We start from the raw sequence: 19,894 nt of genomic DNA, 5'->3' as shown, positions 1-19,894 counted from the left end.
CTGTGCGGCCGGTGGGCCTGTGCGCAAGGTCCACCGGGGATCTACCGACAAAAGGACGGCCCCCACGGCGACTGTTCCGGCAATTGTCCGAAGCACCGTGGTGATCGACGATCGTAAGGTTCCGGTGCGGTGGGCAGCGGGCCGCCGGCGCGCAGGAGGGAACGCCCGAGTGACAGCTGGTAGGCCCTGGCGGGGGGTGCTGGTCGCCGTCACCACGCCGTTCCGCGACGACCTCGGCGTCGACTTCGACCGGCTCCAGGAGCACGTGCGCTGGCTGGCCGAGGCGGGCTGCCACGGGGTGACCCCGTGCGCGTCGGTGGGGGAGTACCGGGCGCTGTCCGACGACGAGCGGACCGACGTGGTGCGGGCCACCGTGCAGGCCGCCCCGCCGGGCTGCGCGGTGCTGCCCGGGGTCGGCGGGTACGGCAGCCGGCAGTCCCGCCGCTGGGCGGAGCAGGCCGCCGCCGCCGGGGCGCACGGGGTGCTCGCCCCACCCCCGGACGGCTATCCCGCAGGCGACGCCGACGTGGTCGCCCACTACCGCGAGGTCACCGCCGTCGGCCTGCCGGTGGTGGCGCACAACGACCCGTACGACACCCGGGTGGATCTCACCCCGGAGCTGCTGGCCCGGGTCGCCGAGACCGACGGGATCGTCGCGGTCGAGGAGTTCTCCGGCGACGTACGGCGGGTGCACCGGATCCGGGACCTCTGCCCGCACGTGGACGTGCTGGCCGGCGCGGACGACGTGTTGCTGGAACTGGTGCTGTGCGGGGCCCGGGGCTGGGTGTCCGGCCTGTCCAACGCGTTGCCCCGGCCGGCCCTGCGCCTGTACGACCTGTGCGCCGCCGGTGACCTGGCCCGCGCGTTGCCGCTCTACGCCGAGCTGCACCCGGCCTTCGGCTGGGCTTCCCGGCCGGAGGCGGTGCAGGCCATCAAACTGGCGATGGACGCCGCCGGGCGGTTCGGTGGCTGCTGCCGCCCGCCGCGCGGTCCGCTGCCGCCACCGGCCGCCGCCCGGCTGCGCCGGGACCTGGTCCGGGCCCTGTCGGTCACCGTCGATCCGGTAACCGACGGTCGTCCCCGCTGAACCCGGCGACCGGACGTGACCCGCCGCCGGTCCTTCAGGTGTCGGAAGCCGCCGGGCCACCTGCCGACATCTGCACGGTGACCGGCCCCGGCCCGTCCTCCTAGATTCGCTGCGCGGCCCGGTGTGCGGGCGTCCCGGCAGCCACCCCACGGGACCCCGGTCGCCGGCGGCCGCGTCCCTCCCGACGAGAGGTGAACCCGTGCACCGTGTTCCCCGTAACACCCCCCGACTGCGGCGTCGCGTGCTGGCCGCGGTCCTGGCCGGCACGCTCGTGGTGACCGCCGCGACGCAGGCCGCCGCGGCCCCGGCCAACCCGGCCGGCGGCACCGCGCCGTTCCAGGTCCTCGACCCGCAGGCCTGGCAGAACCCCGACACCATGACCTGGGACGACTACCGGGCGGTGCCCGGCAAGAACTGGGCCGACCCGAGCGTGCGGGGCTCGCTGCGCAACTTCAAGATCGCCCTGGTGGCGCTCGACTATCCGGACCAGACGTTCGCGGTGTCCCAACGGGCCCGCTCGACGGTCTTCGGCAACCCCCAGTCGGTCGCGGCCAACATCCCCCGCGCCGACGTGCCGAAGTTCTACCAGGACTTCCTCAACACCCCGAACACCCTGAACAAGGGGCACACCCTGCACGAGTACTGGATGCAGGACTCCAACGGTCGCTACGGCGTGGACCTGGCCGGGTTCGGGCCGTACCAGCTGCCGGCGAAGTCCTACCAGTACGGGCTGGACAGCAGCTTCAACCCCGGCGCCTGCCCGAGCGGGGAGGCCTGCAACAAGAACATCCGCACCGACGGGCTGGGCGCGTGGCGGGCGGCGGTCGGTGACGAGGTCGCCAACCAGTACGAGCTGGTCTTCATCCTCAGCGCCGGGCAGGACGAGTCGTCCACCTGGCAGGAGTTCGGGCAGATGATCTTCCAGAACAAGGAGGACGTGCCGGACTCCTGGGGCCCGCCGGACCCGAACCTGCCGAACTGGGCCAAGACCCGTTACGTGGAGTGGACGTCCTGGAAGGCGGCGGCGACGCTGTGGCCCAACGCCGGTGGCGGCTCCTCCACCCAGGGGGAGAGTTCCGGCATGGGGGTGTACGCCCACGAGCTGACCCACCTGCTCGGCATCGGCGACAACTACAACAACCCGTACGGCGAGCCGTTACGGCGGGCGTACACCGGTATCTGGAGCATGATGTCGCGCGGGTCGTTCAACGGACCCGGCGGCCCGCACACCCGCTGGCAGATCCCGCCGACCAACGGCGGATCGATGGGCTCGCTGCACACGGTGCGGGACAAGCTCAAGATCGGCCTGCTCGGTGAGGAGCACGTGCTGCGGCTGTCCCGGGAGGCGCTGGCCTCGTCCGGGCTGGTCACCGCCCAGGTGACCGCCCGTGCGGTCGACGCCGGCCCGAAGGGGCTGACCGGCGTGAACATCGCCATGAACAAGGACCTCTCGCCGGCCTGCACGGTGGCCACGAACCCGCTGTGCGACGGCGGGAGCTTCAACAACTACACCGTCGAGGTCGTCGACCGGATGGGGGCGGACTCGTTCACCCCGGACCGGGGCGTGCTGCTGAGCAAGACCAAGAACGCCGACAGCGCGCCGTTCCAGTGGGTGGTGGACGCCAACCCGCAGGACATCGACATGATCGACTTCTACCGGCCGGACGGCACCCCGCAGAAGATCACCATGGGTGACTACCGGCAGCTCTCCGACGCGCTGTTCCACGCCGGGGCGGACACCGGCAGCCAGTACGAGTACGTCGACGAGGCCAACCGGCTGCACTTCTACGTCATCGACCTCAAGCGGGACGCGGCCGGCTCGCTGTCGTACACGGTGGCGGTGCGGTCGCTGGACGGCACCGGGGGCCCGAGCACCCACGGCGTGTCCCTCGGCAAGGGCGAGGTGACCAGCACCGGCAAGCCCACCAACCGGGGCGTGACCTGCTCGTTCGAGCTGACCAACAGCGGCACCTACTCCGCCGGCGGCCAGCAGCACCCGGAGGACGCGACCGCGTACCTGAAGTCGGACGTCTACCGGCTCTCGGCGGAGGTGGCCGGTAAGGGCTGGCGGACCTGGCTGCCCAACCCGCTGGCCACCGCCCAGTTCGGCAAGTCCACCACCGTGCGGGTGTCGGTGGGGGCCACCGCCGCCGCCGCGGACACCGGCTTCGTCAAGCTCACCGCGACCTCGGAGAGCGACCCGTCGAAGACGGTGACCAGGCAGTGCCGGGTGGAGAAGTCCTGACCGGAATCGACCGATGCCGTGGGTCCGTGGTGGCGCAGGCCGCCACGGACCCACGGCACGGGTGGGAGGAGACCACGTGCGGCTGACCACGAGCGCCCGCCACGGCGTCGGCGCGCTGGCGATCCTGCTGCTGGTCGGGGCCGCCGGCTGCGGTGACGCCGACGCCGGACCGGAGGCGGCCACCCCGACCACCGTCCGGGTCCTGGTCCGCGACATCAACATCCGGGCCGTGGGCGTGGACTGCGCCGGCACCGGACCGTACCTCTACTTCCACCACCGGGCGCCGTTCCGGGTGCTCGACCCCGACGGGGCGGCCCTGGTGACCGGGACGCTGCCGGCGGGCACGGCGGTGGCCGCGTTCGACGAGGACCTCGAGGTGGAACGGGTGCCGACCTACTGCGAGTTCGCGGTGCCGGTGCGGGTGCCGCAGCGCGCCGGGTACCGGCTGGAGGTGGCCGGCCGGCCCGCGCTCGACCTGACCCCGGACACCAGTGAGGGCCCGGCGCTGGTCGCGGTGGTGCCGGCGTGAGGCGGCTGCTCGCCCCGCTGCTGGCGGTGCTGGTGCTGGCCGGCTGCACCGCCAGCCCGGCCGACCGGCCCGCACCGGCGGCCCTCGCCGGGGGTGCCGCGACGTTGCCCGGACCGGTCCCCGCCGACCTCGCGCTGCGCCCGCCGCCAGGCGGCGCGCCGGCCGCCCCGGCGTTCACCGGTGGGCTGACCGACGGCACCCCGCTCACCGCCGCCCGGCTCTGGGCCGACCGCCCGGTGGTGTTCACCTTCTTCAGCTCCTGGTGCACCACCTGCGCCGACCGGCAGGACGCGCTGAGCGAGCTGGCCCGCCGGCACCGCGACCGGGTGGTCTTCGTCGGGGTGGCCGGCGCGGACCAGGCCGACGAGTTGCAGGACTACCTGCGGACGCACCGGGTGGAGTACCCCGTCGTGGTGGACGACCAGCAGACCATCTGGCGGTCGTACGCGGTGCGCGAGCCACCGGCGGTGGTGCTGGTCGCCAGGGGTGGCGCGTTGCTGCGCGGCTGGCCGGGCGGGCTGGACGCGGCGGCGCTGGAGCAGCGGCTCGGGGAGCTGGTGCTGGCCGGTCCCGGGTAGCGGACCGGGCTCCCCGCACGGCGGACCGACGCTCCGGTCGATGGTGGAGCGGTCGGGGGCGACGCGACGGGCGTGGTGTCGATTCGATTGCGGTCGACCCCGCGCCCCCGCGTCGCGTCCGCCTGTCCGCGTCCCGTTGTCGTCGGTGTTCGTGCTGGTGAGGGACGGGGCATCGACCGGGGAGCCGATGGTGGGCGACCGTTCGGGCATCGGTTCTGACCATCAGGAACTTTTGTTCTCGCGAACAAAAGTTTCTCCGTCGGAGGTCTATCTTTAGCCGTCGGCCACCGTTAGTGTCCGGTTCACAGACGTAACACGGTTGACATCCCCCCTTGACCGAGCAGTCATCCACCGGGCCACGCGTATTCGGCGGCGCAGGTCCTTCGAACTCTCCCAGCAGGACTCGCACGTCTCAGTGGCCCGTCAGGGCCACCCTCGAAAGGTGGAACTTGTGAACGAGGATCAGCGCCGCATGGCCTCCGACCCCCAGTACCGCGCCCAGGTCACCCGCCGTAAGCTGCTGGCCGCGTCGGCCGGTGCCGCCGCCGTGCTCGGCGCGGCCGGCCTGCCGGTGCTCCAGACCAAGGGCCCGGCCCGCGCGGACGGCAAGTGGCAGGTCGACCCGCTCATCCCGGCGCAGAACCGGGGCATCATCCTCTACAGCGTCCGGGACCGCATCTCCGCCGCCCCCGACGACAGCGGCGTGCCCTACGGCTTCGAGCGGGTGCTCGCCAGCCTGGCCGAGATGGGCTACAAGGAGATCGAGTTCGCCGGCTACAACCAGCACACCTCGATCCTGGGCCGGCAGATCACCCCGACCGAGATCCGCAAGATCCTGGACGACAACGGGCTGGTCGCCAACGGCACCCACACGTCGATCAACGCGGCCACCTTCCAGCAGCAGCTGGACATCGCCGAGGAACTCGGCATGAAGAACATCGGCACCGGCAGCGACCCGACCAACAGCGCCTACCAGTCCGACTGGGACGCCGCCGCCGACCTGTGGAACGAGCTGGGCCGGCAGGCCAAGGAGCGCAAGATGCGCCTCTACACCCACAACCACGACGTGGCCTACTCGTTCCTGCTCGACAGCGGCCCGCTGGACGCCAACGGCAAGCCGACCCGCTCCTCCGGCGTGCGCCGGCTGGAGTACTTCTTCGCCAAGACCGACCCGAAGTACGTCTACTTCGAGTGCGACATCTACTGGGCGTACGTGGCCCGGTTCAAGCACACCAAGTACACCAACTCGGCCGGACAGCAGAAGACCTCGCTGTTCGACCCGATCCTGAACGTGGCCCGGCGCACCAAGCGGTTCCCGCTGTTCCACGCCAAGGACGGCAACCGCAACTCCGCCCTGGCCAACGGCTACGAGATGATCCCGCTCGGTGAGGGCGACATCAACTTCCAGCAGTTCTTCCAGACCATCGGCGAGTCCGACTTCCACCACGCCAACTGGGAGATGGACACCGCCCCCGGCGGTGCCGCCAACCCGGGCCAGTCGCTGGACTTCGCCCGGCTCAGCTACGCCAACATGGCCGACCTGACCATCTACCACCAGAGCTGACCCGCCCGGCGGCCGGCAGCCGGCCGCCGCCAGCGCACCGACCGGCGGTCGCACCACCGCCGGCGGCACCGGCGGTGGCGGTCGCGTCCCCCGACGCGACCGCCACCTCCCGGGCCCGCCCCGAGGAGTCCGGGCCGCCCGGCGGCCCCGGACACCACCGGGCGTGCCGCCCCGGCGGGCCCGTACCACCTGATCACCTCTTCCGACCCGTGACCCCGGGCCGCGCTGCCGCGCGCCCCGGCACGGGCCCCGGCCGTACGCAGCTCCCCGGTCGGCGAACCGCACGGGGTCGGGACGGCGTCGTCCCGTCCCCACCGGAGAGCGAGACGCGGCACCGCACCACCCGGGTGGCCCCGGCACCCGCCCGGAGCAGGCAGCACATCGTCCCCCACCGGAGGAACCAGATGGCAAGATCGGTACACCGATGGCTCGCCGCGATCGCAGGGGTCGGGATCGTCGTCCCGCTCGCCGCGACCGCTCCCGCGTTGGCCCAGCCGGCCCAGGACCCGACAAGCGTCCTGGTGTTCACCAAGACCGACGGTGAGCGTCACCCGTCGATCGACAAGGGCGTCAACGCGATCCGCACCCTGGGCAAGGGCAACGGCTTCACCGTCGACGTCACCCAGAACTCGACCGCCTTCTCCGACGACAACCTGGCCAGCTACGGCGCGGTCGTCTTCCTCAACACCACGGGCGACGTGCTCAACGGCGGCCAGGAGGCGGCCTTCGAACGCTACATCCGCAACGGCGGCGGCTACCTCGGCGTCCACGCCGCGGTCGAGGCCGAGCCGTCGTGGACGTTCTACCGCGACATCGTCGGCACCACCGCCGCCGGTACGGCGTCGAGCGGGGCGGCCACCATCGACGTGGCCGACCGGGCGCACCCGGCGAGCAAGCCGCTCGCCCGGCAGCTCACCCTCGACGACCAGTGGTACAACTTCACCACCAACGTCCGGGGCACCGCCCACGTGCTGGCCACGGTGGACGAGAAGAGCTTCACCGGCGGCACCATGGGCTACGACCACCCGATCTCCTGGTGCAAGGACTTCCAGGGCGGCCGGTCGTTCTACACCGGACTCGGTGACAGCGCCGACACGTACGCCAACTCGGCGTTCCGCAAGCACCTGCTCGGCGCGATCCAGTGGTCGGCCGGCATGGTCCAGGGCGACTGCGGCGCGACCGTCAAGGCCAACTACGAGAAGGTCATCCTCAACGACGAGCCGGGCGAGCCGATGACCCTGTCGGTGCTGCCCGACGGTCGGGTGCTGCACAACACCCGGGCCGGCGAGATCCGTCTCTACGACCCGAAGACCGGCGCGAGCCCGGTCATCACCACCATCCCGGTGTACCAGCACGACGAGGACGGCCTCCAGTCGGTCACCGTCGGCCCGGACTTCGCCACCGACAAGTGGGTGTACGTCTACTACGCGCCCAAGCTCGACACCCCGACCACCGACGCGCCGGTGACCAGCACCGACCCGAACGCGTGGGACGCCTACAAGGGGCACAACCAGCTGTCCCGCTTCAAGTGGGTCGAGGAGCCGACGCCGCACCTGGACCTGGCCAGCGAGCAGAAGATCATGAAGGTCGACACCGACCGGGGTGTCTGCTGCCACGTCGCCGGTGAGATCAAGTTCGACGGCAAGGGGCTGCTCTACCTGGTCACCGGCGACGACACCAACGCCGGTGGCTCGGACGGCTTCACCCCGATCAACGAGTCGCCGACCCAGGGGCCGGGCTACGACGCCCAGCGTTCCGCCGGCAACACCAACGACCTGCGGGGCAAGGTGCTGCGGATCAAGGTGAAGGCCGACGGGTCGTACAGCATCCCGGCCGGCAACCTGTTCCCCGAGGCCGAGGACCGCGACGACAAGACCCGCCCGGAGATCTTCCTGATGGGTCTGCGCAACCCGTTCCGCTTCGACGTGGACTCCCGGGGCTTCGTCTACATCGGTGACTACTCGCCGGACTCGCAGGTGCCGAACGCGGCCCGCGGCCCGGAGGGCACCGGCCGGTGGATCGCCGCCAACAAGGCGGGCAACTACGGCTGGCCGTACTGCTACTCGCCGACCCTGCCGTACATCGACTACGACTTCGTCACCAGGCAGTCCAAGGGCGCGTTCAACTGCGCCGCACCGGTGAACGACTCGCCGCGCAACACCGGCCGTCGGGTCCTCCCGCCGGTGCAGGACCCGCAGCTCAACTACACCTTCCGGGCGACCACCACCTGCGCCGAGGCGTACCTGAGCACCCCGCCCGGCACCTGTGAGTTCCAGTGGCCGGTGCTCGGCACCGGCGGCGTCGGCCCGATGGGCGGCCCGGTCTACAAGTACGACGCCGCGCTGGACTCCGCGACCAAGTTCCCGGAGTACTACCACGACGCGGTGGTCTTCGGGGAGTTCACCCGGGACAAGATCTTCATGATGCGCACCAACGGCAGCGGCAAGCTGGTCGGGGTGGAGCAGTTCCTGCCGGGCTTCGTCTTCGACAACCCGATGGACATGGAGTTCGGCCCGGACGGCAACCTCTACCTGCTGGAGTACGGCGACGGCTTCTTCCGGGCCAACCCGGACGCCGCGCTGTCGGTGATCCGCTACGCCAAGGGCACCCGCGCGCCGGTGGCGGAGCTGAAGGCCAGCCCGACCTCGGGTGCGGCGCCGCTGACCGTGCAGTTCTCCGCCGAGGGCTCCTACGACGCGGACCCGGGTGAGACCATCACCTACGCCTGGGACTTCGACGGCAACGGCACCACCGACTCGACCGACCGGGACGCGTCGCACACCTACACCACCGTCGGGGTGTACACCGCCAAGCTGACGGTCACCGACACCAGCGGCAAGACGGCGGTGCTCACCCGCGAGATCACCGTGGGCAACACCGCGCCCACCGTGAAGGTCACCTCGCCGCTGTCGGGCACCTTCTTCAACTGGGGTGACACCGTGCCGTGGACGGTCACCGTGACCGACCCCGAGGACGGCCCGATCGACTGCAGCCGGGTCACGGTCTCCTTCGTGCTCGGCCACGACACCCACGGCCACGGCATGAGCGACGCCAACGGCTGCTCGGGCTCGTTCGAGACCCCGGCCGACGGCGCCGACCACGCCGGTGGCTACCTGTACGGCGCGATCAGCGCCACCTACACCGACAAGGGCGCCAACGGCCAGCCGGCGCTGTCCTCGCTCGACCAGATCGTCCTGCAGACCTTCCGGCAGCAGGCCGAGTTCGCCCAGGTCCAGCAGGGTGTCACCCTGGCCAACACCACCGACGCCGGTGGCGGGCAGCACGTGGCCGGCATCGACAACGGTGACCACATCGCGCTCGACCCGATCAACCTGGGCGGGATCGACAAGATCACCTTCCGGTACGCCGGTGGCTCCACGGCCACCGCCGGAACCCCGCGCGGCATCGTCGAGCTGCGGCTCGACTCGCCGACCGGTGAGTTGGTGACCAGCGCGACGCTCAACGCGACCACCGGCACCAGCGCCTGGGCCAGCCAGACCTTCCCGGTCAGCCAGGCAGCCGGCACCCACGCGCTCTACCTGGTCTTCAAGCCCGTCTCCGGCGGACCCACGACCAGCCTGTTCAACCTCAACTGGGTGGAGTTCGGCGGCCCGACCTCCTGACGTCACCCTCCGGTCGCCGGGAGGACGGAGACTCCGTCCTCCCGGCGGCGTATCGGCACCCGGCGGTCACCGGCGGTCGACCGGTCGGCACCGCGGGTGTCCGACCTGGCCGGACGCCGGCGGTGGCCGGTCAGGTCTGACTGACCGGCCAGTGGCCGACCGGACGTCGATGATCTAGCGTCCCGTGCGCCGGGGGCCGCGCCACCGCCCCGGTGGTCAGCGAAAACGAGGGGGGACAGTGCCGTTCCGTAACGATGCCGTCGACCGGGGAGAGCAGCTGCTCCCCGACCACACGGAGCCGAGCCTGACCCACCCGCCGGCCTGGCGTCCCCTGCGGGTGGCGATGATCGGCCAGAAGGGCGTGCCGGCCACCTACGGGGGGATCGAACGGCACGTCGAGGAGATGGCCAGCCGGCTGGCCGGACTCGGCCACGAGGTGACCGTCTACTGCCGGGACAGCTACGGCGCGGTGGAGACGACCCGGCACCGGGGCATCCGGCTGCGGCGGGCCCGCACCGTGCCCAGCAAGCACCTCGACGCCATCGTGCACTCGGCCACCTCGACCCTGGCGGCGCTGACCGAACGCCCCGACATCGTGCACTACCACGGCCTCGGCCCGGTACTGACCGCGCCGCTGGCCCGCTACGCCTCCCGCGCCCGGGTGGTGCTCACCGTGCACGGGCTGGACAACCAGCGCGACAAGTGGGGCCGGGCGGCGCGGGCCGTGCTCGGCACCGCGTACCGGCTCAGCGGTCACCTGCCCGACGCCCGGGTCACCGTGTCCCGGGGCCTCGCCGCGCACTACACCAGCCGGTTCGGCCGGCCCGCCCGCTACATCCCCAACGGCGTGGCCGCCCCCACCCACCGGCCGCCGGGCGAGTTGTCCCGCTTCGGCCTGCGCCCCGGCGGATACCTGCTGCTGGTCGGCCGGCTCGTCCCCGAGAAGGCCGCCGACCTGCTGGTGCGGGCGTTCCGACGACTCCCCACCGACCTGCGGCTGGCCATCGTCGGCGGCTCGGCGTTCACCGACGGCTACGTCGCCCGGCTCCGCGAGGCCGCCGGTGACGATCCACGCATCGTGTTCACCGACTTCGTCTACGGCGACGTGCTCGCCGGGCTGTACTCGCACGCCGCCGCCTTCGTCCAGCCGTCCCGCCTGGAGGGGTTGCCGCTGACCCTGCTGGAGGCCGCCTCGTACGGGCTGCCGGTGGTGGCCAGCGACATCGAACCCCACCGCGAGGTGCTCGACCGCGACGCCCCGGGGCAGCGGCTGTTCCGCGACGGCGACGTCGACGACCTGCTGCGGGCGCTGGGCACCGTGACCGCCGACCTGCCGGCCGAACGGGCCGGCGCGGCCCTGCTGCGCGACCGGGTGCTCGCCGAGTACAGCTGGGACTCCGCCGCCCGTGAGCTGGAGAGACTCTACTTCTCGCTGGCCCTGCGCGCCCCCGCCCCGGGGAACCGGACGTTGGGTCGCCCACGGTCGGCGTAACGGCCCATGTCCCCCGACCTCGGCGACCGTTAGATTAGGCCGTTCTTCCGGCCGTCGGCGGCGACCGGCAACAGTTCCCAGGAAACGAGTGGTCGGCGAGCGGTGGACGGACAGCGACACGGCACGGAGGGTGACCTCACCCTGCCCGACGGCGGGCGGCGACGGTGGGCCGCCGGTGATCCGACCGCCCGCCTGCTGACCGTGGGCGCGGCGCTGCTGTGCGCCGGGGTGGCGCTCGGCGTCGGCCTGACCGCGTCCGGTGGTGGCCGGGTCGGCGCGGTGCTGCCCCTGGTGGTCCTCGCCGGACTGGCCGTCGGGGTGCTCGCGCTCACCCGGTTCGCGGCGTACGTGCTGCTGATGCTGGCGGTCCGCTCCTGCGTCGACCTGTTCAAGCTCAGCGGCCCGACCGCCGGCCGGGCCGACGGCGCCGGGGCGACCCGGGCGATGGACCCGTCGACGATCCTCGCGGTGCTGTTCCTGCTCGCCGCCGGCCTCTGGCTCGCCGCCCAGCTCCGCCAGCGGGGCCGGCTGCGCGGCTCGCCGCTCGGCGTGGCGATGCTGCTGGTCGGGGCCACCTGCCTGGTCAGTGCGGCAGGTGCCGCCCAACCGGTGCCCAGCGCCCTGGAGGCGCTGCGCATCGGCACCGTGGTGGTGATGTTCGTGGTCCTGGAGCAGCTGATGCCGGACCTGCCGGCGGTCCGCCGGGTGCTGCTCGCCGCGTACGTCTCGCTGGCGCTGGCGGTCGGCTACACCGCCGTGCTGTCCCTGCTCGGCCACCCCCCGGCCGAGATCAAGGGGGACTTCACCCGGATCAGCGGCCCGTTCAGCCAGTCCACCACCTTCGGTCGCTACCTGATGTTCATGGTGATCTTCGGGTTCGGCATCCACCGCTACCTGAGCCGCCGGCTGCGGCTCGGCCTCGGCGTGCTGCTCGCCGCGTCGCTGCTGTTCCTGCTGCTCACCAACACCCGCAGCGCGATCCTCGGGGCAGGGCTGGGCCTGCTGGTGGTGGCGGTGCTGCACCGCAGCCGGCGGATGCTGGTGGCGCTCTGCCTGGTCGCGGTGGCCGGGGTGGCGCTGCTGCCGAGCGTGGCGCACCGCTTCGGGCAGCTCGCCGACAGCAGCGCCGTCGGCGGTGGCCCGACCGGCAACACCCTCGCCTGGCGGGTCGGCTACTGGTCGGAGATCGTGTCGCTGGCCAACCGCAACCCGGTCACCGGGATCGGCCCCAACATGACCAAGTTCGAGGCCGACGAGGCGAAGAAGCCGCACAACGACTTCCTGCGCGCGTACGTGGAGACCGGGCTGGCCGGGCTGCTGGCGTACCTGGCGATGATGGCGCTGTGCCTGCACACCGGGCTCAACGCGCTGCGCCGCGCCCCACCGGGCACGCTCGGCCGGGGCATCGCGATCGGGTTCCTGGGCTGCGCGGTCGCCTTCGTCGCGGTCAGCGCGGCATCCAACGTGATCTCGAACGTGGTCACCCTGTGGTATTTCGCGGCGTTCGCCGCGGCAGCCGGCGCGGTCGCCCGGGGGCTACCGGCCGAGCCGACCCGGACGGCGACGCCCCGACCGGTGACGACCGCCCGGACCAACCGATGAAGGATCAAGCAGTGGGGAGCAGCAGGGTGGAGATCGTCGACTATCTGCGGGTCGCGCGGCGTCGGCTCTGGCTGCTGGTGGGCATTCCGCTGGTGGCCGGGGCGGCGGCCGCGCTGATCGTCCTGCTCGGCCCGCAGCAGTACGCGGCCACCTCGTACGTCGCCGCCCCCGCCCTGGTCGGCGGCAGCGCGGCCCAGCAGTACACCGGCACCCAGGCGGCCAACCAGTTCGCGGCGGCCTTCGCCGCGGCGGTGACCTCCCCGCAGGTGGTCGACCAGGTGGCCGCCGACACCGGGGTCTCCGCCGACGCGCTGCGCGACGGCCTGGCGGTCAAGCAGGTCGGGGCGAGCAGCCAGCTCACCGTCACCTACACCGCCACCGACCGGTCCACCGTCGCCTCGGTGCTCGCCGCGACCGGCAAGCGGGCCCTGGCCTTCCTGTTCGCCAGCCAGGTCGGCATCGCCACCGACGAGGTGAAGACGGCCACCGACGAGCTGACCACCGCCACCCGGGCGATCAACGACTGGGAGAAGGCCAACAAGGTCAGCCAGCCCGACAAGCTCTACCAGTCGACCCTGCAGGAGATCGCCAGCCTGCGGCAGCAGCAGTTGCAGATGCAGGCGGTCGGCAACACCCGGGGCGCCAACGCCGCCGCCGAGTCGATCAGCGCCGGGCAGAAGCGGCTCGACGGGCTCGGCCCGAAGCTGCCCGACTACCAGGCGCTGATCGCCCAACGCGACAGTGCCACCAGCGCGTTGGCCTCGGCCCGGCAGGGGCTGCAACAGGCCCGCGCCCAGTCGCAGGCCGCCGACCCGGAGAAGGTGACGAGCGTCGGCGAGGTGCAGCCGGTGTCCCGGGTCAGGGCGCTCGTCGCCCTGGTGCTGCCGGTGTCCGGTGCCGGCCTGCTGCTGGCCGTGCTGCTGGTGGCGGTGCTGGAGTGGCTGCCGCGCAGCCGCCGGTCCGGTCAGCGGCCGGCGGTCGGCCGGGCCGCCCCGGCGCTGACCGGTGGGCGGCGTGGCGGCGACGACACGGTGGTGCTGCCGGTCGTCACCTCGACCGTGCCCGAGCAGCACCGACGCCGGTAGGTGGTGGTGGCGCACGCGTCCGCGCAGGGCGACAGGCACGTCCGGGGGATGGCCCGCGGCGGCGGGCTCAACCTGCTCGGTGCCCTGCTCAGCCAGGCGGCGGTCTTCCTGATCATGCTGCTGCTGGCCCGGGTGCTGGGCATCCGGGAGGTCGGCCGGTACGCCCAGTGCTACGCGGTGCTGTCGCTGGCCGGGCTGCTGTCGCTGTCCGGGTTCCGGGCCGGCCTCACCCGGTTCGTGGCGGTGCACCTGGCCGACGACGACGCCCCGGCGCTGCGCGGCACCGTCCGGTTGGGACTGGCCGTCTCGGCCGGCTCGTCGGTCCTCCTCGCCGGGGCGCTGGTCTGGGGCGCACCCTGGCTGGCCGACCGGCTGCACGACCCGGGGCTGGTCACCGGGCTACGGCTGGTCGCGTTGACCCTGCCCGCCTCGACGGTCTGCGAGGCGGCGCTGGCGGCGACCCGGGGCTGGCGGACGCAGCGGCCGTACACCTTCATCGGTCAGCTCTACGAGCCGGGCACCCGGCTGCTGCTCACCGCGCTCGCCCTGCTCACCGGGGCCGGGCTGACCGGGGCGTTCTGGGCGCTGGTGGTGGCCGGCTGGTCGGCCGCCCTGCTGGCCCTGCTGGCGCTGGCCCGGCTGGTCCGCCGGGTGCCGCCGGCCCGCCCGGTGCACCGGCCGGGGGAGCTGTTCCGCTTCTCCACGGTCAGCTGGGTGTCGTCGCTGTCGTCGACCGGGCTGATCTGGGTCGACACCCTGCTGCTGGGTTTCTTCGCCAACCCGGACATCGGCGTCTACAACGTCGCCACCCGGCTGGTCACCGTCGCCATCTTCGTGCTCGCCCCGGTCAACGCGGCGTTCGGCCCGTACCTGGCGCACCTGCACCACCGGGGGGACCTCGACGACGTCCGCCGGGTCTACGCGGTGGCAACCGGCTGGGTGGTGCGGCTGTCGCTGCCGGCGTTCGTGGCGCTGCTGGTCCTCCCCGGCGACCTGCTGCGGGTCTTCGGCGGCGAGGTCGCCACCGGCGCGGCGGTGACCGTGGTCCTCGCCCTCGGCCAGCTCGTCAACGCGGCCACCGGCCCGTGCGGCACGGTGCTGAACATGTCCGGCCGGGTGGCCCTCAACATGGCCGACAACCTGGTCGCCCTGGTGCTCAACGTGCTGCTCAACCTGTGGCTCATCCCCGCGTACGGGATCGTCGGCGCGGCGGCGGCGTGGAGCGCCTCGCTGATCGTGGTCAACATCGCCCGGGTGGTGCAGGTCCGCCACCTGACCGGCGCGCTGCCGTTCACCGTCGGGATGGCCAAGGGGCTCGCCGCCGGAGCCGCCGCGCTGGCCGCCGGGCTGCTGGTGCGCTGGCTGGTGCCGGGCTGGCCGTGGCGACCGGTCGCCGGGCTGACCGCGATCGTCGCCGTCTACCTGGGGACGGTGCTGGCGCTGGGGCTCAGCCGGGAGGATCTGATGGTGCTGCGTACCCTGGCCCGCCGACGCCGCCGCGGCGACCCGTCCGACGCCACCGGGGACGCCCCGGGCATCGTCCCGTCCGACGACGGCCCGCCGCCCTCCGGGGTGGGCGGGGGCGGCCGGGACACCTCCGGACGGGTGGTGTCGCGGTGAGCACGGGACCGCGCCGGGCCACCGTGGACCGGCTCCGTCGGGTGGTACGCGGCACCCGCGCCTGGTCCCGGGCGGCGCTGCCCGGCCGGGTCGGCGCGCTGCCCGACTTCCTGATCATCGGTGGGCAGCGGTGCGGCACCACCTCGCTGCACCACTACCTCGCCGCGCACCCCGACGTGCGGGCCGCCACCGGCAAGGAACTCCAGTTCTTCAGCCTGCACTTCGGCCGGGGAACCCGCTGGTACCGGGCGCACTTCCCGCCGGCCGCCCCGGGCCGGCGCAGCTTCGAGGCCAGCCCCTACTACCTGTTCCACCCCGGCGTGCCGGCCCGGGTGGCGGCGACGCTGCCCGAGGCCCGGTTCGTGGCGCTGCTGCGCGACCCGGTCGAGCGGGCCTACTCGCACTACCTGCACACCCGGTCGTACGGGGTGGAGCCGTTGGGCTTCGCCGAGGCGCTCGCCGCCGAACCGGGGCGGCTGGCCGAGGCGCTGGTCGACGGGCCGGACACCCCGGCGGCGCACCACGCGCTGCGTAACTTCTCCTACGCCGCCCGGGGCCGCTACGCCGAACAGCTCGACCGCTGGTACGCCCACCTGCCCGCCGACCGGCTGCACGTGATCCGCAGCGAGGACCTGTACGCCGACCCCGCCGGCACGTACGCCGGGGTGCTGCGGTTCCTCGGGCTGGCCCCGTTCACCCCGGCGGAGTTCGCCCGGCACACCCGGCGGACGGACAGCGGGCCGTCGCAGCTCACCCCGGCGCTGCGGGCCGACCTGGCCGCCGGGTTCGCCCCGCACAACGCCCGCCTGGCGGACCTGCTCGGCTGGTCGCGTACCTGGTGAGCGAGCGGCACACCTCCCGTTGCCGGGGTGAATGCCGTCGCGCCAGCGTGCGGGACCATGAACAGATTGCGATCAAGTAGCCGACACGCCGAGATCAGTGCACCGATTCGCAGTGTGATCATGGGAGCCCGACCGCACCCGCTCGTGCCCGACCGCACCCCCCTGTGTCCCGACCGCATTGCCCCGGGCCCCACCGCACCTCGCACCGCAGCGGGTGCGGCGGGGGAGCCGGTCAGCGGATCGGGGCGAGGACCGCGTCCGGGGTGCCGGTGGCGCGCAGCAGCACCGGACTCGGTCCGATCGGCAGCGCGCCCGCGCGGGCGGCCGGGTGGGCACCGACCGGGCCCCCGGTCACCCCGCCCGTGGCCGGCAACGACACGGTGCCGGTGGAGGTCGACCAGACCACCAGGGTGCTCTCCGCGCCGCGCCGGAACGCCACCCCGGTCAGGCCCTTGGCGTTCACTGGTTCGACCGTCGCGTCCCGCGCCGCCGCCGCCAGGGCGGCCATCATCGCGCCGGCCTGCCGCTGGGTGCCGTCCGGGTCGAGCAGCCCGTAGCGGACCTCCGCGCCGGCCCGGTTGTTCGGGTTGTACGCCAGCGGCAGCCAGAGCACCTCACGGACGCCCCCCGCGACCAGCATGCTGACCACCTTGACCATCTCGTCGCCCCGGGCCGTCGCGTCGTCGTCGCCGTCCTTCCAGAACTGGCCGACCTCCCACGCCTGCACGGGCACCCCGGCCGGGGTTTCCGCCCGCAGGTAGTCCAGCAGCGCCGGCACCCCGGAGAAGTGCTCGTAGAAGTGCAGTTGCCGGACGTCGACCACCCGGTCGTCGAGCAGCTTCTCGGTGACCGCGAGGTAGGCCAGGTTGCGGGAGTTCTGTGCGTTGTCCAGCGCGGTACGCAACGCCGTCGGGTCGTTCACCGCCGGGATCAGCCGACCCCGGGTGCCGATCCGCCGCTGGAAGTACGCCTGGTAGGCGGCGACGGCCTGGTCGGACTGACCGGCGCGCAGCAGCCGGTCGGCGACCCCCATCCCGTACGCGACGCTGCTCATGCCCGAGTCGACCACCTTGGCCTGCGGGTCGGCCGCGCGGATCGCCTCGGCGGCGGCGGTGACCAGCCGGCGGTAGTCCTCGGGGCTGCCCGCCCAGTACTGCTGGGCGTTGACCTCGTTCTCGATGGCGTACTCGCGGACCCCGTACGGGGCGTACCGCTGCACCAGCGAGCGGACGAAGCTCTGGTAGGCGGCCAGGTCCTGCGGCATCGCCGACTCGGTCTTGTTGGCCTGGCCCCGGGTGAACTTCGCCGTCCCGCCGGTCGCCCAGCACACCCCGGTACGGATCTTCAGGTGCAGGGTGATGCCGAGCTTGCGGCTGCGTTCGGCGATCTGGTCCACCGCCGAGAAGTCCGGGCTGCCCTGGGTCTTCTCGATGTCACACCAGCTCAGCTCGTGGTACGTCGCCGAGCCGGCGAGCTTCTCCAGGTAGGGGACGAACTGGTCGTGCCGGGAGAAGTCCCAGTGCGCGCCGAACGGGTTGCGGACCGGCGCACCGGCCGGCAGCGGCGTACCGCTGGCACCTGCCGACGGGGCGGCCGACGGCGCGGTCGCCGACGGGGCCGGCCCGGGGGCGGGATCGTCCGAACAGGCCGCCGAAGCGACCAGGGCGAACAGCACCGCCCCGGCGACCAGCATCCGCCGCCCGGCCCGGCGGGCCACCGGCGATCCGGCCCGGCGGTTCACCGGTAGCCCAGTTCGCGCAGGGTGGCACCGGAGAAGACCCGGACCAGCAGCCGCAGGAAAGGGTCCAGCTCGCGGCGGTAGGTGCCGACCCGCGAGCCGTAGATCGGGGCGTCGGTGCCGGCGGCGGCCCGCCGTCGCTCCGCCTCGGCGGTGTACTTGCCCGCCACGTCGTGCTGCTTGCCGTCGTAGTCGAGCACGCCTGCCTCCCAGGGTTCGCCGAGGAACTCGAACAGGCCCCGCATGGCCTTCTCCGGGTCGGTGACGGTCTCCTCGTAGCGCAGTTCGTGGTAGCGGTCGGCCGGCAGCCGGGCCCCGGCGGCGCGGGCGACGCGGATGTAGCGCGGCCACTTCACCACGCACTTCACCGCCGACCAGTAGCCGAACCGCTTGCGGTGCGACACCACCACGTCCCGGCCGTCCCGCACGACGTGCACGAACTGCGCGTCGGGGAAGACCTCGGCGAGGAAGTCGATGGACAGCGCGTACAGCGGGGTCTTGTCGGCCCAGCGGCTCTTGCCGCGGGACCGGGCGTAGTCGGCCTGGATGCCGCCGAAGAAGTCGGCGATGCGGGCCAGCCAGTACTCCCGGGGGAACCCGAAGCGGGACAGCCGCTCCCAGTCCCGCCCGACGATGCGTTGCATGTCGGCCAGGAACCGGGTCTCCGGGCCGCAGCTCACCCGGGAGTGCGAGTCGAGCACCAGGCGCAGCATCGTGGTGCCGGAGCGCTGGCAGCCGACCAGGAAGATCGGCCCCTGCGGGCGGTCCGGCCGGGCGTCGGGCAGCGGGGTGTGCGGTTCAGCCACGGTCCACCGCCTCCTGCCGGCCGGCCGACGCGTCCAACCGGCCGGTCAGCTCGGTGCACAGCGCCCGCACCCGGTCGTCGATGTCCAGCCGGGGCCGCGCCGGGGTGCGCGCGCCGACGTGCGCGTGCAGCGCCGGGTCGTACGGCAGGTCGAGGAAGGCGCACAGCCGCCGGGTGTACCCCGCCGGGTCGGCGACCAGCGCGTCGTACGAGCAGAGCAGGGTGTCCGGCCGGTCGGCCAGCCCGAGGGAGAAGTACAACGCGTTGCGCACGTACCAGAACAGGGCGGCGGCGGTGTGCGGGGTCATCCGGTCGTAGTCGAAGCCGGCGACCAGCTCCCGGGTCGACGCGTCCAGCCGCTGCCCCTGCCAGCGGTCGGAGATGGTGCCGTCGGCGATGGCCCGCAACGCCCGCAGGTTGGCGTCGCCGAACTTCGCCACCTCGGAGCGGGCCCGGTCGTCGACGTCCCGGTACGCCCACAGCGCCCGCCCCGGCGCGACCCCGGGCAGGTCGAGCAGCTCGTCCACCCGGTGCGTGTCGCACAGCGGCTTGACCAGCACGTACCGGTGCCGGCTGCGGGTGACGACGGCGGCCAGCACCGGGTCGGGGCGCAGCCGGAAGCGGTGGAACACGGCCCGGTCGTTCTCGTTGCGGACCTCCACCGACGGGTCGGCGTCCAACCCCCGGGTCAGCATGTTGGTGCCGGAGCGTTGCAGCCCCACCAGGTAGACCGGGACGGCCCGGCCGGGCGGCCCGGGGTGGGCCCGTCGCCAGCGCCACTTCGCCAGCGCGGTGCGGGCCCGCTCGACCGGGTCGAGCCGGTCCTCCTCGATCAGCCGCCGGACGCCCTCGGTGCGTGCCCAGCGCAGGTGCCGGCGGACCCGTCGGGCGGTGTACGCCAGCGCCGAGGGTTCGTCGGGGTGGGGCACCGGGTCCTCCTCGGGCACGTCGGGCGGGGTGGGGCACACGGTACCGGCAGATCATCACGGCTGACCACGTGGCCGTGTGGTCAGCCGGCGATGGGCCGTGTGGCTACTTGGGGATCATGAGCTGGACTCACGACACCGGTGTTGCATACGGTGGG

Annotated in this window: 14 protein-coding genes; 11 read left to right on the top strand and 3 right to left on the bottom strand. The window is 73.0% G+C overall.

Annotation, left to right across the window (positions count from 1 at the left end):
- Positions 1 to 169: 169 nt before the first annotated feature.
- The 11 genes from ACN261_RS27230 (at position 170) to ACN261_RS27180 (ending at position 16,267) form a co-directional block, all read left to right on the top strand.
- On the top strand, positions 170 to 1,087 hold the full coding sequence (locus ACN261_RS27230; RefSeq protein WP_425852855.1) for a dihydrodipicolinate synthase family protein: 918 nt from the start codon (positions 170 to 172) through the stop codon (positions 1,085 to 1,087).
- Positions 1,088 to 1,286: 199 nt separating this feature from the next.
- Positions 1,287 to 3,332, top strand: coding sequence for a M6 family metalloprotease domain-containing protein (locus ACN261_RS27225; protein ID WP_421482506.1), 2,046 nt, complete (start codon positions 1,287 to 1,289; stop codon positions 3,330 to 3,332).
- A 76-nt stretch (positions 3,333 to 3,408) separates the two neighbouring features.
- Entirely contained in the window at positions 3,409 to 3,861 is a 453-nt protein-coding gene (locus ACN261_RS27220) for a hypothetical protein (RefSeq protein WP_421482505.1), read from the top strand.
- Positions 3,858 to 4,439, top strand: a complete 582-nt coding sequence (locus ACN261_RS27215) for a TlpA family protein disulfide reductase (RefSeq protein WP_421482504.1) — start codon at positions 3,858 to 3,860, stop codon at positions 4,437 to 4,439. Before ACN261_RS27220 ends, ACN261_RS27215 begins: the two co-directional genes overlap by 4 nt.
- Before the next feature lie 451 nt (positions 4,440 to 4,890).
- Positions 4,891 to 6,003 carry a sugar phosphate isomerase/epimerase family protein gene (locus ACN261_RS27210; protein WP_421482503.1) on the top strand — a complete coding sequence of 371 codons (1,113 nt, stop codon included), beginning with the start codon at positions 4,891 to 4,893 and terminating at the stop codon, positions 6,001 to 6,003.
- 404 nt (positions 6,004 to 6,407) lie between these two features.
- Positions 6,408 to 9,626 carry a ThuA domain-containing protein gene (locus ACN261_RS27205; RefSeq protein ID WP_425852852.1) on the top strand — a complete coding sequence of 1,073 codons (3,219 nt, stop codon included), beginning with the start codon at positions 6,408 to 6,410 and terminating at the stop codon, positions 9,624 to 9,626.
- A 238-nt stretch (positions 9,627 to 9,864) separates the two neighbouring features.
- Positions 9,865 to 11,118 carry a glycosyltransferase family 4 protein gene (locus ACN261_RS27200; protein ID WP_425852850.1) on the top strand — a complete coding sequence of 418 codons (1,254 nt, stop codon included), beginning with the start codon at positions 9,865 to 9,867 and terminating at the stop codon, positions 11,116 to 11,118.
- A 102-nt stretch (positions 11,119 to 11,220) separates the two neighbouring features.
- The gene (locus tag ACN261_RS27195; protein ID WP_425852848.1) at positions 11,221 to 12,720 is read left to right on the top strand and encodes an O-antigen ligase family protein; all 1,500 of its coding nucleotides are present in this window, start codon (positions 11,221 to 11,223) and stop codon (positions 12,718 to 12,720) included.
- Positions 12,721 to 12,731: 11 nt separating this feature from the next.
- Positions 12,732 to 13,805, top strand: coding sequence for a Wzz/FepE/Etk N-terminal domain-containing protein (locus ACN261_RS27190; RefSeq protein WP_421482498.1), 1,074 nt, complete (start codon positions 12,732 to 12,734; stop codon positions 13,803 to 13,805).
- A gap of 6 nt (positions 13,806 to 13,811) precedes the next feature.
- The gene (locus ACN261_RS27185; RefSeq protein WP_425852846.1) at positions 13,812 to 15,425 is read left to right on the top strand and encodes an oligosaccharide flippase family protein; all 1,614 of its coding nucleotides are present in this window, start codon (positions 13,812 to 13,814) and stop codon (positions 15,423 to 15,425) included.
- Positions 15,422 to 16,267 carry a sulfotransferase family protein gene (locus ACN261_RS27180; RefSeq protein ID WP_425852844.1) on the top strand — a complete coding sequence of 282 codons (846 nt, stop codon included), beginning with the start codon at positions 15,422 to 15,424 and terminating at the stop codon, positions 16,265 to 16,267. Before ACN261_RS27185 ends, ACN261_RS27180 begins: the two co-directional genes overlap by 4 nt.
- A 232-nt stretch (positions 16,268 to 16,499) precedes the next feature.
- On the opposite strand, the gene ACN261_RS27175 is transcribed toward ACN261_RS27180, so the two are convergent.
- The 3 genes from ACN261_RS27175 to ACN261_RS27165 are packed head-to-tail and all read right to left on the bottom strand — an operon-like array spanning position 16,500 to position 19,739.
- Positions 16,500 to 17,984, bottom strand: coding sequence for a hypothetical protein (locus tag ACN261_RS27175; protein ID WP_425852842.1), 1,485 nt, complete (start codon positions 17,982 to 17,984; stop codon positions 16,500 to 16,502).
- 20 nt (positions 17,985 to 18,004) lie between these two features.
- Positions 18,005 to 18,811: a sulfotransferase family protein gene (locus tag ACN261_RS27170; RefSeq protein ID WP_425852840.1), complete on the bottom strand. Its 807-nt coding sequence runs from the start codon at positions 18,809 to 18,811 to the stop codon at positions 18,005 to 18,007.
- Positions 18,804 to 19,739 (bottom strand): hypothetical protein, encoded by a 936-nt coding sequence (locus tag ACN261_RS27165; RefSeq protein WP_421482493.1) that lies wholly within the window; start codon positions 19,737 to 19,739, stop codon positions 18,804 to 18,806. The genes ACN261_RS27170 and ACN261_RS27165 overlap by 8 nt, the downstream gene beginning before the upstream one ends.
- Between the last annotated feature and the right edge of the window lie 155 nt (positions 19,740 to 19,894).

Source organism: Micromonospora sp. WMMD723 (assembly GCF_049863385.1).
In the GTDB taxonomy this organism is placed as follows: Bacteria; Actinomycetota; Actinomycetes; order Mycobacteriales; family Micromonosporaceae; genus Micromonospora; species Micromonospora wenchangensis.
The sequence above is the reverse complement of the archived record's forward strand: the minus strand, read 5'-3'. Positions and strand labels throughout refer to the sequence as shown.

Coding starts and splice junctions, on each gene's coding strand:
- ACN261_RS27205 (WP_425852852.1), top strand. CDS start 6,408: ATGGCAAGATCGGTACACCGATGGCTCGCCGCGATCGCAGGGGTCGGG.